Origin of the sequence: Rhodococcus sp. NPDC060086 (genome assembly GCF_042730275.1) — a bacterium.
Taxonomy (GTDB): Bacteria; Actinomycetota; Actinomycetes; order Mycobacteriales; family Mycobacteriaceae; genus Rhodococcus.
Genome location: NZ_JBHWWZ010000062.1, coordinates 13882 through 27008, shown reverse-complemented (window position 1 = coordinate 27008; position 13127 = coordinate 13882). Strand labels below are relative to the sequence as shown.

The 13127-nt window shown below is 64.8% G+C and carries 17 protein-coding genes; 6 read left to right on the top strand and 11 right to left on the bottom strand.

The genetic code is table 11. The annotated features are described in order from the left end of the window. Positions 1–46: 46 nt before the first annotated feature. The 7 genes from ACFWB0_RS23185 to ACFWB0_RS23155 all read right to left on the bottom strand — a co-directional run bounded on the left by ACFWB0_RS23185 (position 47) and on the right by ACFWB0_RS23155 (position 3754). Positions 47–301: an RNA-binding S4 domain-containing protein gene (locus ACFWB0_RS23185; RefSeq protein ID WP_378492742.1), complete on the bottom strand. Its 255-nt coding sequence runs from the start codon at positions 299–301 to the stop codon at positions 47–49. 39 nt (positions 302–340) lie between these two features. After that, entirely contained in the window at positions 341–850 is a 510-nt protein-coding gene (locus ACFWB0_RS23180; protein ID WP_378492741.1) for an SgcJ/EcaC family oxidoreductase, read from the bottom strand. A 104-nt stretch (positions 851–954) separates the two neighbouring features. After that, positions 955–1221 carry a hypothetical protein gene (locus ACFWB0_RS23175; RefSeq protein WP_378492740.1) on the bottom strand — a complete coding sequence of 89 codons (267 nt, stop codon included), beginning with the start codon at positions 1219–1221 and terminating at the stop codon, positions 955–957. Positions 1222–1228: 7 nt separating this feature from the next. Continuing rightward, positions 1229–2530, bottom strand: a complete 1302-nt coding sequence (locus ACFWB0_RS23170) for an alpha/beta fold hydrolase (protein WP_378492739.1) — start codon at positions 2528–2530, stop codon at positions 1229–1231. 50 nt (positions 2531–2580) lie between these two features. Continuing rightward, the gene (locus ACFWB0_RS23165) at positions 2581–3084 is read right to left on the bottom strand and encodes a DUF2505 domain-containing protein (RefSeq protein ID WP_378492738.1); all 504 of its coding nucleotides are present in this window, start codon (positions 3082–3084) and stop codon (positions 2581–2583) included. A 97-nt stretch (positions 3085–3181) separates the two neighbouring features. Beyond that, positions 3182–3388: a hypothetical protein gene (locus tag ACFWB0_RS23160; RefSeq protein WP_378492737.1), complete on the bottom strand. Its 207-nt coding sequence runs from the start codon at positions 3386–3388 to the stop codon at positions 3182–3184. Between the two features lie 90 nt (positions 3389–3478). Further along, positions 3479–3754 carry a helix-turn-helix domain-containing protein gene (locus ACFWB0_RS23155; protein WP_378492736.1) on the bottom strand — a complete coding sequence of 92 codons (276 nt, stop codon included), beginning with the start codon at positions 3752–3754 and terminating at the stop codon, positions 3479–3481. A 73-nt stretch (positions 3755–3827) separates the two neighbouring features. On the opposite strand from ACFWB0_RS23155, the gene map reads away from it, so the two are divergent. Beyond that, positions 3828–4613, top strand: a complete 786-nt coding sequence (gene map, locus ACFWB0_RS23150; protein WP_378492735.1) for a type I methionyl aminopeptidase — start codon at positions 3828–3830, stop codon at positions 4611–4613. 12 nt (positions 4614–4625) lie between these two features. Here the strand turns inward: map and ACFWB0_RS23145 are convergent, their stop codons facing one another. Further along, positions 4626–5651 (bottom strand): alpha/beta hydrolase, encoded by a 1026-nt coding sequence (locus ACFWB0_RS23145; protein WP_378492734.1) that lies wholly within the window; start codon positions 5649–5651, stop codon positions 4626–4628. Between the two features lie 276 nt (positions 5652–5927). On the opposite strand from ACFWB0_RS23145, the gene ACFWB0_RS23140 reads away from it, so the two are divergent. Continuing rightward, positions 5928–7427, top strand: a complete 1500-nt coding sequence (locus ACFWB0_RS23140; protein ID WP_378492733.1) for an arylsulfotransferase family protein — start codon at positions 5928–5930, stop codon at positions 7425–7427. 18 nt (positions 7428–7445) lie between these two features. Here ACFWB0_RS23140 and ACFWB0_RS23135 read toward each other — a convergent pair whose 3' ends face one another. After that, a complete protein-coding gene (locus ACFWB0_RS23135; RefSeq protein ID WP_378492732.1) occupies positions 7446–8411 on the bottom strand; it encodes an NAD(P)/FAD-dependent oxidoreductase in 966 nt (321 codons plus the stop codon). After that, positions 8411–9250 (bottom strand): class I SAM-dependent methyltransferase, encoded by an 840-nt coding sequence (locus tag ACFWB0_RS23130; RefSeq protein WP_378492731.1) that lies wholly within the window; start codon positions 9248–9250, stop codon positions 8411–8413. Before ACFWB0_RS23130 ends, ACFWB0_RS23135 begins: the two co-directional genes overlap by 1 nt. Before the next feature lie 48 nt (positions 9251–9298). Here ACFWB0_RS23130 and ACFWB0_RS23125 point away from each other — a divergent pair, with 48 nt between their 5' ends. The 4 genes from ACFWB0_RS23125 (at position 9299) to ACFWB0_RS23110 (ending at position 11413) form a co-directional block, all read left to right on the top strand. Continuing rightward, complete coding sequence (locus ACFWB0_RS23125) at positions 9299–9904, top strand: helix-turn-helix domain-containing protein (protein ID WP_378492730.1); 606 nt, start codon at positions 9299–9301, stop codon at positions 9902–9904. Between the two features lie 106 nt (positions 9905–10010). Then, complete coding sequence (locus ACFWB0_RS23120; protein WP_378492746.1) at positions 10011–10655, top strand: DNA alkylation repair protein; 645 nt, start codon at positions 10011–10013, stop codon at positions 10653–10655. 17 nt (positions 10656–10672) lie between these two features. Beyond that, entirely contained in the window at positions 10673–11086 is a 414-nt protein-coding gene (locus ACFWB0_RS23115; RefSeq protein ID WP_378492745.1) for a hypothetical protein, read from the top strand. A 57-nt stretch (positions 11087–11143) separates the two neighbouring features. Next, positions 11144–11413 (top strand): hypothetical protein, encoded by a 270-nt coding sequence (locus ACFWB0_RS23110; protein ID WP_054713984.1) that lies wholly within the window; start codon positions 11144–11146, stop codon positions 11411–11413. Between the two features lie 53 nt (positions 11414–11466). On the opposite strand, the gene ACFWB0_RS23105 is transcribed toward ACFWB0_RS23110, so the two are convergent. Beyond that, positions 11467–13089, bottom strand: a complete 1623-nt coding sequence (locus ACFWB0_RS23105) for a long-chain fatty acid--CoA ligase (RefSeq protein ID WP_378492729.1) — start codon at positions 13087–13089, stop codon at positions 11467–11469. Between the last annotated feature and the right edge of the window lie 38 nt (positions 13090–13127).

Here is a 13127-nt window from a genome sequence, read left to right as displayed (position 1 = left end):
ACCGCCCACCACCTGCGCGTTTCCGAACGTCAGGGCTGCGTTCTCGTCAAAGTAGGGACGTCGTTCCGAACACCGCGACGACGTGACCATCCGACACCGACACCACATCGCCGGCCTGCAGTCGCTTGCGTGGACTCCGCACAGGAATGTGGTTGACGCACACAGCGCCTTCCATGAGGAGCGCCGCCGCCTCACCTCCGGAGGCGGCCAGGCCACTTTCCTGGAGGAAACCGAACAGCGAGTCGGGCACGAGTGCCTGCATGTATTCGATGGTCGCGGGGTAATGCATCAACGCGGTCACCGCCCGGTGATGATCCGATGAACTCGGAACGAACAGAGCTCACCTCGGCAGAAGCGGATCGAGGCGGGTGTTCTGGAACGAGCGGATCAGCCATTGCCCGTCCGTCTTCAACGCGACGCTCGTATTACGAGACAACGCCTCGTCGGTGCACTCCGTCTCACCGTTCCAGAGCACGCACCCGGTGCGGATGATGATCGCCATGTCCGGGCGGGGGAATGCGACGTTCTCGGAGACTTCCTTCAGTTCGGTGCCGCCGACATAGGTGTCGAAGAAATACTGCATGCCCGACGCGATCTCGTCGTGGCCGTGCAACAGGTCTCCGCTGAACGTCACCACATCGGCGTCGTGCGTATGGATCGCGGCATACGCATCGCCGTCACCGTTCTTCCACGCGTCGTGCTGACGCACGCGCAGTTCTTCGATGGCTTGGAGATCGGATGCGAGTTCTTGTGCCGCAGACGGCGGAGCAGCACCCGCGGTCGCGGCACCGCCGAGCAGCATCACCGATCCGATCAGGCACGCAGACAGTGTATTTCGATTCTTCGACATCGCGAGCTCCTTCGGCTGCTGGAGATTCTCGATGTCGAGTGTGCGCGCTGCGACCATTGGAAAGCATCCGGGACAATACCCATATCTACCCCCTATTCGACCGGCTAGGAACCACCTCCGCCGGGTAGATCGAACAACGGGAGTTGATCGCGCAGTGCCGACGCGGTGAATTCTGCGTGGTACCGCTCGCCGAGTTCGCGCGCCACGTGCGGGGGGCAGCCGAGCTCGTCGCCGATCTGATCCCAGGTGCGTCCGGCTTCGCGCTGCTCCCATGCGAAGCCGCCATCGTCGTCCCACGGTGCCGACATGGCCTGATAGTGCTCCGACAGCGCTACACCTGCAACGACCGACCACGGCGTGTCGCGGATCACAAGACCGTCACCGGCTCCCCAGGCGGATCAGCGACGCGACCGACCCCGCGCGTTTCCCGAGGCCCACTGCAGTAGTGATCGCCCGGCCGAGAGCGTTCGACATACCCTTCTTCGGCAACCTCGACAGCATCGGAGCAAGTTCAGGCACGTGTCCGAATCCTTTTCCACTCAACGACTCCGAGCAGGAATCCGACACCCCGATCGCGACGAGCCGGTGTGTGTCGAGTGCACTGTGCGCCATCCCTGCGACGGGTACGAGGACGGCCTCGGGGACGAGTTCGACGATACGTTCGGCGACAGGCCGGGGCGTGCGTAGGTCGCGCTCCCCCGACAACACCGCTGTGGGCCACGTGAACTCTGGGATCCGAGTGGGGAGATCGAACGGTTCGGCGTCGAACGGCGGATGCGGCCGTGCCGCAGCGAAAATCGATTGAGGATCGAGTGGTTCGCCGTCGGTGGGGAGACCGTATCCCAGCTCGCGGTACATGATGTCCCGCACGAGATCGGTTTCCGCGTAGTACGGCACCACGGCTCCGTCCACCTCGGACCGGCCGAGTCGGGACACCGTCTGCCACGTTCGACGCAGCCGCCCACGGGAGCGTTCCCGCAAGATCTCCGTGAGCACCTCGGGTCCGGCGAATTCGTAGGTGATCTGAACTATCGCGCTGATCTCGTCCTGCGGAAGGCCGGCGTCGATCGCATCCCGCACCGCGACCACGACCGGCGCGAGGGCAGGGTCGGAGCCCTCGAGAAAAAGCCCTCGACGATGGGCACGCACCATGTCGAGATCCTGCTCGACGGACAGCATCGGCGAATCGAGAATCATGCCCGCGACCCGCTCCGGATGCCTGACCCCGAACCCCTGCGCCAGGTAGGTCCCGTAGGACGACCCGTAGACGAGAGCGCGTGGCACGTCGGCGGCGTCCAGGACCGCGGCCATGTCATCGATGACACGCTCGATCGTGACCGCGCTGCCCGGCAGGTCGTGTCCGTGCTCGTCTCGACGGGACAGGCCGACTCCGCGATGTTCCATCATGATCACGTCGAGCCCGTCGCGGGCTGCGAGCACCCGAAGTCGCTGGTAGGGAACGGCAGATGCCAGTCCTGGTCCGCCGGGGAGGATCAGGATCGGGATTCGCCCGCGTGGGCCTGTCCGGACATAGGTGAGAGGAAAACGGGTGTCCGTACCGTCACCGACGAGTCGGTTGATGCGGCACCCGTCGCGTCGTGCAATACGGTGCGCGGCACGCTCCCGTCCCGCGCCGTGCGTGCCTGAAGACGTCGCGGTGGTGCGTGTTCGAAATCCCATGCCACCCGACCCTACGGAAAAGTGGGGCCGCCGGAGCGGCCCCACTTTCGTCACTTGGCGGCGAGCCAGTCGTTCAGTTCCTTCTCGTCGCCGTTGACGATGCTCTCGACCATCTGGACGACGAGGCCCTCGACCTGTCCGCCGACGACCGGAATCTTCACCGCGACTTCACCGGTGACCTCGACGACGGAACCACCCGATGCAGACGGGCGAAGCTCGGATCGACCTTCGATCGACACGGGCAGGCTCGAGGAGCCTCCGGTCATCGCACCCTGCGCATGATCGCCGTCGAGCGCGCTCCACTCGTCGGCCCGGTTCATCTCCAGCGGACCGCGAAGGATGCCCCGCACCACAGCGGGCAGACCTGCAGGGTCCATCCGCCCGGTGAGCTCGACGCGAATCGTCCCGGGACCGGCGGGAGAGGACACGGTGATCGAGCTGCCGTCGGCGTCGGCGCCGCTGCGGCTCTTCCAGTAGTCCTCACTGGTCAGTGCAGCGTGCACCGTGTCCACGCTGTGCTCGAATTCGGTGGTGAAGGAAAATGCTTTCGACATGGCGGGAACAATAGCTCGCCCACATCACGGCTCCACCAGGGGATCACCCGGTTCGATCTTGTACTCGTGGCGCTCGCTCACAGCACTCGGGTCGTCCTCACAGCAGCGCGGCGAGCACGGGCGCGCCGACACCGATCGAGACGGCAACCGCGACTCCCAGGAGCGGAGAACCGGCGGTGAACGCTACAGCGAAACCCCCGAGCACGACCATGATCACCAGGAGTACGACACCTGCCGTTCTGGTTTCGGTCAGGGCCTGCTCCCGACTCGGGTCATCGATCCGTACGGGTGTTGCAGTCGTCATCGCTTCGTCCCTACCTTCGACTCATTCGACCTAGGGTTCGAGTAGCAATGTTCCCCGTCTCAGCGCAGCCCAAACCCACGCGGCCCGGCGCTACCCGGCCGACCGGACCGGATCACCGACGGGAGCCACCAGCGCAAGCTCGGCGAGTTCGTCGAGGGACACCGCAAGGACCTGCGCCAACGCTGCAACTGTGGCGAATGCCGGTGTTGCCATCCGGCCGGTTTCGATCTTGCGGAGAGTTTCGGGTGAGATCCCCGCCTCACTCGCGACTTCGGTGAGCGTGCGAGTGCCGCGCGCCTCACGGAGACGTCCACCGAGGCGACGACCTGCCGCGAGTTGTTCCGGGGTGAGTGGAAGACGAACCATACGTATGACCCTACACTCATGTGGTATTAAAATACCGATACCGTTGGTTTCGACCACTCCCGAAGGATCACTGATGCTCGAACTCAAAACATCCGGAGAAGTTGCCGCTATGCGCGTCACCGGGGCATTCATCGCCGACCTACTTGCCGACCTCTCGCACCGGGCCGCACCCGGCGTCAATCTCCTCGACCTCGAATACCGTGCCCGCGATCTCATCGCGGAACGCGGTGCGGTGTCGTGCTACTGGGACTACTCACCGTCGTTCGGTCGCGGCCCGTTCCGGAATGTCATCTGCCTGTCCGTCAACGATGCCGTACTGCACGGACTCCCCCACGACTACATACTGCGCGACGGCGACCTGCTCACCATGGACATCGCCGTGTCGATCGACGGGTGGGTCGCCGATTCGGCACGCAGCATCGTCGTCGGAACGCCGCGGGACGAAGACCTCCGGCTGATCGACGCCACGCGGAAGGCGCTCGACGCCGGCATCGCGGCAGCGAGGCCGGGCAACAGGTTGGGCGACATCTCCGCCGCCATCGGCGCGGTGGCAGCCGAGTACGGATACCCGGTCAACACCGAGTTCGGTGGGCACGGACTCGGACGCACCATGCACGAGGACCCGCACGTGTCGAACGTCGGCCGGGCCGGTCGCGGTCTCGTCCTGCGCCCCGGGCTCACCCTCGCTCTCGAACCGTGGTTCGCCGCGGGAACCGACAAGATCGTGTACGACCCGGATGGCTGGACCATCCGGTCCGCGGACGGGTCACGCACTGCACACAGTGAACACACCATCGCCGTCACCGACGACGCTGCACACATTCTGACGGTGCCACTTCCCGATCTCGCGACCTCATGATGCGCTGCGGCTCTATGCAGTCACCTTGTGCACGAACGTAATCGTGCGGTCGAGGGCGTCGCGAGCATCCTGAAGCGACAGGTCGAACTGGTACTCGTGCCCGAGTTCGGGCGTGTGATCGTCCGGGTAGAAGACCTCGTCCACCGCAACACCGATCTCGGACAGTTTGCCCGCCAGCGGCTTCGACTGCGTGGCGGTGAGCGGATCGGCGTTCCCGCCGTTGATGAATGCCGCCGGGAAGTTCTCTGTGACGACGAACAGGCTCGACATCTGCCGGGCAGCCTTCGACGACGCGAAGTCACGGTCGCCGGTGTAGGCCCAGAGCGCCTGCTGGACGCCCCATCCGACCAGACCGCCCGCACCGTCCATGGCAGGCACGTTGTAGATACCGCAATTGAGGACCACGCCACGCAGTGCCTCCGCAGACAGCGCCGGTTCCACCCCGAGGCCACGGGCGGCCTCGGGGTCGGTGATTGCCGCGGCGAGCTGTGCCGACAGCTGCGCGCCCGCGGAGTCCCCGGCGAGCACGATCCGCCCGGTGTCGATGTGTAGTTTCTCTGCGTGCGCGAGCAGGTAGGCGTGCGCGTCGTTGAGCTGGTGGACTGCGGTCGGATAGCGGTGTTCCGGCGCGAGCGAGTAGCCGACGGATACCACCGTGAACCCGGCGTCCGCAAGTCGCTGGTAGTACCCGGCGTAATTCTTGCGATTGCCGGATATCCACGCGCCTCCATGCGTCCACACGATGGTGGGGAGCGACTCCACCGTCCCCGTCGGCGTATACACGTCGAGGTATGCATCGGGGTCGTCGTCGCGGTAGGCGAGGTCTGCGACGAGATCGGTTGCCGGCGCGCCCTCCTCGAGATTCGCCGTCAGCCGGATTGCGTCCCGCTCGAACACTGCCCTGACGACGAGTGCGCCCGGCGTCGGGCTCAGCACGAAGCCCGCGACCGCAATCACCACGACGAGTGCGAGCACAACCAGGATCCACCGCAGAATGTGCCGTCGCGGGCGGTGGGTCGCAGGTGCCTCGGCTGTCATCGTGATCTCCTGTCGTGAACCCGCACTCGCGCGGGTTGCGCACTGTTCATCACGTGATCATGGCAGCAAAACGGACCCGCATCCGAGCGAACGGATCCTTCGTCTCGTCAGACCTACCGGGTGTGCCGTTCGCTCAACCGGATCGGAACCACCGACGCTACGACGCGAAGTCCTGGGGCCTGTACCTGTGGGGCCCCACCAGGTCCGGCCGGGGCCATGAACCACATCACGTAGCATTGATCTGCCTCAACCGCCCATACGACCCTGGGGGCTTCTGTGCACAGACCGGCGCGCCGGATAATCCCGATCGCCGCCTGCCTGGTCGTCGCGGCCTGTATGGGGGCCGGTGACACCCCCGACACGAACGACGATGCTCAGCCGTATGCCTCGCAGTTCATGTCGCGCCCCGATCTTGCCCCTCCAGCCGTCGAAATCCTGACCCCACGGCAGGAGTCGGAGGGCCTGGTGTTCTTGACCCCGCGTGTCCATGATCCGGGCAACGACGACCCCGATACCGGACTGCTCGTCATCGACCGCGACGGCAACCCGGTTTGGACGATGCCCCACGATGACCCGGACGGTGGCACCTACATCAATGATGTCGACGTGCAGAGCTACCGTGGACAGCCCGTGCTCACTTACTGGGAGGGGAAATCATCCGGTGTCGGCTGGGGTGAGGGGACGTACCGAATCCTGGACACGTCCTACCGGCAGGTTGCGTCCGTTGCCGCAGGAAACGGACACGCTGCCGATTTCCACGATCTGGTGGTCACACCGCGCGATACCGCGCTGCTCACTTCGTACGCCACCGAGCACCGAGGTCGGCCACTCCTGTCCGCGATCATCCAGGAAATCGACATCCGTACCGGTGCAGTGCTTTTCGAATGGAACAGCCTCGACCATGTCGATCCGTCCGAATCGATGCTGCCCGAGCCCGTCGACCCGGAAGAACGCCATGACTACTTCCACATCAACTCCGTCGACGAGGATGCCGACGGAAACCTGCTGCTGTCGGCTCGACACACCCACGCGCTGTACAAGATCGACCGCGACACCGGTGACGTACTGTGGCGTCTCGGCGGCTCACGCAGCGATTTTGCACTCGACGACGAAGCGCACTTCGCGTGGCAGCACGATGTGCGGTGGCTCCCGAACGGGCGAATCAGCCTTCTGGACAACGTGTCCGATGACGAAGCGGCGGGGGTGCCCTCGCGAGCTCTGATTCTCGATCTCGATGAACGGGCCCGCACCGTGTCGGCTACTCGAGCGTTCGAGAATCCTGATCCACGTACCAGCGCGACACAGGCGAACCACCAGGTCCTGTCCGACGGCCACAGCTTCGTCGGATGGGGCTCGCTTCCCACCGCCACCGAATTCGACGCGAACGGTTCAGTTCTGTGGCACGCAAGTCTCCCCGAAGGCATGTACTCGTATCGAGCTCACGTGTTCGACTGGACTGGGACGCCGACGGAGCCGCCGGCGGTGGTTGCTCGCCGGGTCGACTCCACCGGCACCGGACCGATCGAGATCGCAGTGAGCTGGAACGGCGCCACCGAGGTCGCAGCGTGGCGTATTCGGTCCGGACCGGAATCAGGCGCTCCGATCCATGTCACCGATGTGGCCGCAACGGGATTCGAAACGGTCACTATGATCCCCGTCGACAGTGCGTCCCCCACCGCACCCGTCTCACCGACCTTCGTCACCGTCGAGGCACTCGACGACACAGGTGCGGTGCTGCGCACGTCCGGCCCCGTGGAGGCAGCCGATGCTCGCTGACATGAGCCCGGTCTCGTGTCAGCGCTGTTCGCTGCGATCCCGGACGGCTGCGGCCACATCCTCCGCCACGAGATCAGCATTGACAGCGGCCCCCGCCATCACGCCCGCTCCCGATGCCACCATCACCATCGCCGACAGGTCGCTCGCATTGCCCGCAGCCCACACGCCGGGCACCTCCGTCTTCCCCATCGGATCGGCGTCGATGAAGGCTCCGAGCGGGTGATCGGTCATGGTGCCGCCGAGCTGTCGGTACAGGTCGGCCCGAGCGTAGAACCGTGGTGCGACCACCACCGCGTCCTGTTCCGCGTCGGATGCGCCGTCGAGTACGACGGTGACCCCCTTGGCTCCCTCGTCGCGGAGACTCGCGACAGCGACGTCGACCACGCGGATCTGTCGTGCTGCCAGCTGTTCTACCGAGTCGGCGTCGAGCTCCGGCATGGTGTGGGTGAACAGCGTGACGTCGTCGGTGAGCTGCCGGAACAACAGCGCCTGGTGAACACTCATCGGACTCGACCCGATCACGCCGATGCGCTGATCCCGCACTTCCCATCCGTGGCAATAGGGGCAGTGCAGCACCTTCGTGCCCCACATCTCCCGCACGCCCGGCAGCTCGGGAAGTTCGTCGACGAGCCCTGACGCCAGCACAAGTCGTCGCGCTCGCACGGTTCCGCTTTCCTCGAGGCCCACCTCGAACACATCACCGTCCCGGCGCGCCGCTGCGGCGGTGTCGACGCGAATCTCCACCCCGTATCCGACGGCTTCCTTGCGGCCGGCGGCGAGGAGGTCGAGCGGTGGAATACCGTCGTGACCGAGGACGTTGTGCGCGCCTGCGGCCGGCGCATTGCGTGGTTCCCCGGCGTCGACGACGAGCACCGAGCGTCGCGAGCGGGCGAGCGCAGTCGCAGCACTCAATCCTGCCGCGCCACCCCCGATCACAGCAACGTCGTAGTGCGCAATGGCAGGCCGGTCGGTGTTCGTGTTCATCACTTCACTCCTCGGTCGAGTTTTCTTGCTGCCCAAGCAGTTCGGTTACCTCGGACCCTCAGGTCGGTCCTGGTCGACAGGGAGTCGAGGCCGTGGTCCGCACACAGTCGATCCAGGGTGTCGAGATCATCTGCAGACAGGCTGTTTCCGAGCCCCTCACGAAGCTTGCCCAACACCGTGCGCGCGTAGGTCCGGGCGGTCGTCGTGTTGCCGTCGAGGTCGATCTCGGTGCGGCGCACGGCTTCGACGTCGAATCCTGCGCGTTCGAGGTCGTCACTCCAGTCCGGATGGTTGTTCCATCCACGTTCGGCGGCGAGCGTGTGAGCGCGCGCTTCCAGCCCCTGTGTACCGATCCCGATGTCGTCGGGGAGGAAGCGCGGTTGGGATTCCATTTCGACGACCACCAGGAGCGCTCCAGGTTTCAGCGAATCATGGAGTTGCTGCAGGAAGACGTTGGGATTCCGGACGTGGTGGAGCGACAACGCCGCCCACACCAGATCGGCCGATTCCACATCGGGCCAGCCGGCGTCCAGATCCGCCTCGAGGGTGCGGACCCGATCCTGAAAGCCGTACTGACCGGCAATGTCGCGAACTCTGGCAAGCATCTGCGGCGACCGATCGACGGCGATCAGTTCCGCCTCGGGGAATCGTTCGGCGAGGACACACGTGCCCGTCCCGGTCCCGGCCCCCACATCGACGATGACACGGGGAGCCGACCGGTCGGCAATCCATTCGACAAGGCTCGCCAGATATCCGCGATGCACCTCGGCATCGAGATCCAGCACATCCGCCGGGGAGTCGCGGTGCATGTGCGTTTCGTGATGACTGTGGTGGTTCATTCCTTCACGCTATAGCGATCAATGCTTATTTCGCATACCCTCTTGCCTATGGAGCAAGAAGACGTTGATCTGGACCAGATCGTCCGGCAGCGCATCCGGAGTCTGCGCCTGGCGCGCGGATGGACACTCGATGCGCTCGCCACCCGCTGTCACATCAGCCCATCGAATCTGAGCCGCATCGAAACCGGTGGCCGCAGAATCGCATTGGATCAGCTCGTCCCGATCGCTCGAGCACTCGACACCACGATCGATCGCCTCGTCGAATCCGACGACGACGACGAGGACGTGGTGATCAGACCGCAGGCCCAGAACATGCCCGGATACACCACCTGGCTTCTCTCACGCGAACGATCCCTCAACGGCGTGACCATCGCGAAGATGCGCATCACCAACGAAGACCCCGCTCCCACGGAGTCGCTTTCGGTCCACCCGGGCCACGACTGGTTCACCGTCCTCACCGGCACCGCACGCCTTCAGCTCGGCGAGCGCACCATCCTCATCCAGGAGGGCAATGCCGCCGAGTTCTCCACGATGACGCCGCATGCGATCAGTGCCCACGGCGGCGTCGTCGAAATCCTCACCATCCTCGATCACAACGGAGAGCGCGCGCACCTCCACGGCAACGGTGCGCCAGCGAGCGCTCGGCCCGCGTAACGCGATGAGAGAGCACTCGACACACGTAGTGTGAATTTCACATCGGAGAAGAACGGAGCGAACGGTGGCCGGATCCACGGTGCAACAGCCGACGGTGTCCGAGTTGATGGCGGAACTGGCAGAACTCGAGGACCCGAAGATCCGCGAGGTGAATGCCCGGCACGGCGACGACCACGCCGTCAACCTCACGAAGCTGCGCGCCATCGCCAAGAGACTGCGGACGCAACACGAGCTCGCCGGGGAGCTCTGGGAAACCGGAGACAGCGCAGCGAGACTGCTCGCCATCCTGGTCAGCCGCCCGAAAGCGTATTCACTCGACGAGCTGGACACCATGCTGCGGCAGGCACGTGTGCCGAAGGTGCAGGATTGGCTCATCAACTACATCGCGAAGAAGAATCCACATGCCGACGAGTTGCGCGTCCTGTGGTTCGACGATCCGGATCCCGTTGCAGCGAGCGCCGGTTGGGACCTGACTTCCGAACGCGTGGTGAAGGACCCCGAAGATCTCGACCTCGCCGGCCTTCTCGATATCATCGAAACGCGAATGAAGGATGCTCCGGAACGATTGCAGTGGGCCATGAACACCTGTCTCGCCCGGATCGGGATCGAACACGCCGAGTATCGCGCTCGTGCACTCGACATCGGTGAGCGATTGAAAGTACTCGAGGATTATCCGACCTCCCCTGGATGCACGTCCCCGTTCGCCCCCATCTGGATCACCGAAATGGTGAATCGACAACTCGAGAAGTGAGGTCCTCCGTGAAACTGATGCGCGCCGTCGGTGTCTGCGCCACCACCATTGCCATGTCCGCCCTGCTCGCGGCAGGAGTCGCCTCGGCCTCGACGACCGTCCCGTTCCAGATCGACCCGGCGCCGTACGGAAATCCGAACGGAAGCTTCGACGCTCCCTCGATCCGCTGCGTCGCGGTGGTCGGCGAAGAGCCGGGCACCGTGACGATCACGGGCGGGAAGGAGGACGGGTGGGGATGCCTTCTCTACGCGGATGTGCAGTGGGTGAACCTGTCGACCGGTGAATCCGGCTCCGCTCGTCTGTCGGACGGGCTGAACGGCATTCCTGCGTTCGCCACCATCGATACCGGTGCCGGGCAGATCGCCGTCCTCCTGACCTCGACAGTTGCCGGACCGGTCACCCCCGGCATCGCCACATTCCAGGTGCCGTAACCGACGTCCCATCGAGAAACACCACGTCGAGAAGAATCCGCTGCATATACTCCGGCAATGCTGATCATCGGGATCATTCTGTTCGGAATACTTGTCGGCGCAGGTGCACAATTGATTCTGGGCAAGTCCACGTCCGGAATCGATTGGACAGTAGCGTTTGCCGCAGGGATCGGCGGCTCGTTCGTCGGCGGCCTGCTCATCAGTCTGCTCGCCGGGGACGGTCTCCATTTCCGGCCCAGCGGCATCATCGGCTCCATCGTCGGCGCCGTCATCGTCACCGCGGCGTGGTTCTGGTGGAAGGGACGAACGAGCTCCTCCGTGGGCTGACATCGAAGGGCCTGCCGCACCGCTGGCGGTGTGGCAGGCCCTTCGGGTCCGCGTCAGATCCGTGTGACGTCCAGCCCACCGTCGTGGTACTGCGACCGCAGGCGCTTCTTGTCGAATTTGCCGACGCTGGTCTTGGGAACCTCGCTCACGACGGTCCAATTCTCGGGAAGCTGCCACTTGGCAACCTTGTCCGACAGGAAGTCGCGCAGCGAATCGACGGTCGCGGTGGCCCCCGCACGAAGCACGACTGCGACCAGCGGACGTTCGTCCCACTTGTCGTCCGGCACACCGATCACCGCGGCTTCGAGAACATCCGGATGCCCCATGACCGCGTTCTCCAGATCGACCGAAGAAATCCACTCGCCTCCGGACTTGATGATGTCCTTGGTGCGATCCGTCAGCGTGAGATAGCCGTCCGGGGTGATAGTCCCGACGTCGCCCGTGCGCAACCATCCGTCGTGGAACTTCTCGGGCGCCTCGACACCGTAATACGAGGCTGCGATCCACGGGCCGCGAACCTCGAGTTCACCGATGCTGACGCCGTCGTTCGGAACCACCTCGTCGTCGTCACCGACGAGACGAGCCTGCACCGACGCCGGGAATCGTCCCTGCGTGTATCGGTAATGCCACCGCTCGTCGCCCTCGGCGTTCACCGGCGGTCGCGCCACCGAGCCCAGCGGCGACGTCTCCGTCATTCCCCAGGCGTGCAGGACCTGCACGTCGTGGTCGGTCTCGAAGGCGTGCATCAGCGAGGGCGGCACCGCCGATCCACCGATCAGCACCTCCTTCATGAAGGAGATGTCCTGCGGATGCTCTTCGAGATACTGGTGCAGACCGAGCCAGATGGTCGGGACTGCGGCGGCGAAGGTCGGGCGCTCGGCGGCGATGAGCGCGGCGAGCGGTTCGGGCTGCAGGAAACGGTCGGGCATGATGAGCGATGCACCGATCATGAACGCCGCATACGGCAGACCCCACGACATGGCGTGGAACTGCGGAACCACCGCCAAGGCCCGGTCGCCCTGGCGAAGTGCAGGCCCCTCCGTCGTGCATACCTGCATCGAATGCAGATAGATCGAACGGTGAGAGTATGCAACACCTTTCGGATCTCCGGTGGTGCCGGAGGTGTAGCACATCGCGGCTGCGGATCGCTCGTCCACTTCGGGCCAGTCGAAGTCGGTGGGCTGGTCGGCGATCAGCCCCTCGTAGGTGTGCAGCTGCACGCCGTCCGGCGCTTCGAGACCGGCGGTCGAGTCGCCGGTCACGACCACATGCTTGACGGTGGTCAACTGCGGCAGCTGCGGTGCCAGCAAGGGTACGAGCGTCGGATCGACGATGATCACGTGATCTTCGGCGTGGTTGGCCACGTGGATCAGCTGTTCCGGGAACAGGCGAATGTTGAGGGTGTGCAGGACGGCGCCCATCGCCGGTATGGCGAGGTACGCCTCGAGGTGTTCGGCGTTGTTCCACATGAACGTCGCTACGCGCTCGTCGTCGTTCACACCGAGTCCGCGCAGAGCGTGCGCGAGCTGCGCACACCGTTGGCCGACCTCGGCGTACGTGCGCCGACGCGGACCGGAGTCGGTCCAGGTCACCACCTCCGCCTGACTGTGGACGGAGCTGCCGTGGCGCAGAATCTGCGCGATGGACAGGGGTGCGTCTTGCATGGTGCTCAACATGACTCGCTCCTCTTCGATCGGTTCGCGACCATTGTGTC

Excerpts from the sequence above, each read along its gene's own strand:
- ACFWB0_RS23180 (WP_378492741.1), bottom strand. The coding sequence starts at position 850 with ATGTCGAAGAATCGAAATACACTGTCTGCGTGCCTGATCGGATCGGTG.
- ACFWB0_RS23170 (WP_378492739.1), bottom strand. The coding sequence starts at position 2,530 with ATGGGATTTCGAACACGCACCACCGCGACGTCTTCAGGCACGCACGGC.
- ACFWB0_RS23165 (WP_378492738.1), bottom strand. The coding sequence starts at position 3,084 with ATGTCGAAAGCATTTTCCTTCACCACCGAATTCGAGCACAGCGTGGAC.
- ACFWB0_RS23160 (WP_378492737.1), bottom strand. The coding sequence starts at position 3,388 with ATGACGACTGCAACACCCGTACGGATCGATGACCCGAGTCGGGAGCAG.
- ACFWB0_RS23155 (WP_378492736.1), bottom strand. The coding sequence starts at position 3,754 with ATGGTTCGTCTTCCACTCACCCCGGAACAACTCGCGGCAGGTCGTCGC.
- map (WP_378492735.1), top strand. The coding sequence starts at position 3,828 with ATGCTCGAACTCAAAACATCCGGAGAAGTTGCCGCTATGCGCGTCACC.
- ACFWB0_RS23145 (WP_378492734.1), bottom strand. The coding sequence starts at position 5,651 with ATGACAGCCGAGGCACCTGCGACCCACCGCCCGCGACGGCACATTCTG.
- ACFWB0_RS23135 (WP_378492732.1), bottom strand. The coding sequence starts at position 8,411 with ATGAACACGAACACCGACCGGCCTGCCATTGCGCACTACGACGTTGCT.
- ACFWB0_RS23130 (WP_378492731.1), bottom strand. The coding sequence starts at position 9,250 with ATGAACCACCACAGTCATCACGAAACGCACATGCACCGCGACTCCCCG.
- ACFWB0_RS23125 (WP_378492730.1), top strand. The coding sequence starts at position 9,299 with ATGGAGCAAGAAGACGTTGATCTGGACCAGATCGTCCGGCAGCGCATC.
- ACFWB0_RS23120 (WP_378492746.1), top strand. The coding sequence starts at position 10,011 with ATGGCGGAACTGGCAGAACTCGAGGACCCGAAGATCCGCGAGGTGAAT.
- ACFWB0_RS23115 (WP_378492745.1), top strand. The coding sequence starts at position 10,673 with ATGCGCGCCGTCGGTGTCTGCGCCACCACCATTGCCATGTCCGCCCTG.
- ACFWB0_RS23110 (WP_054713984.1), top strand. The coding sequence starts at position 11,144 with ATGCTGATCATCGGGATCATTCTGTTCGGAATACTTGTCGGCGCAGGT.
- ACFWB0_RS23105 (WP_378492729.1), bottom strand. The coding sequence starts at position 13,089 with ATGTTGAGCACCATGCAAGACGCACCCCTGTCCATCGCGCAGATTCTG.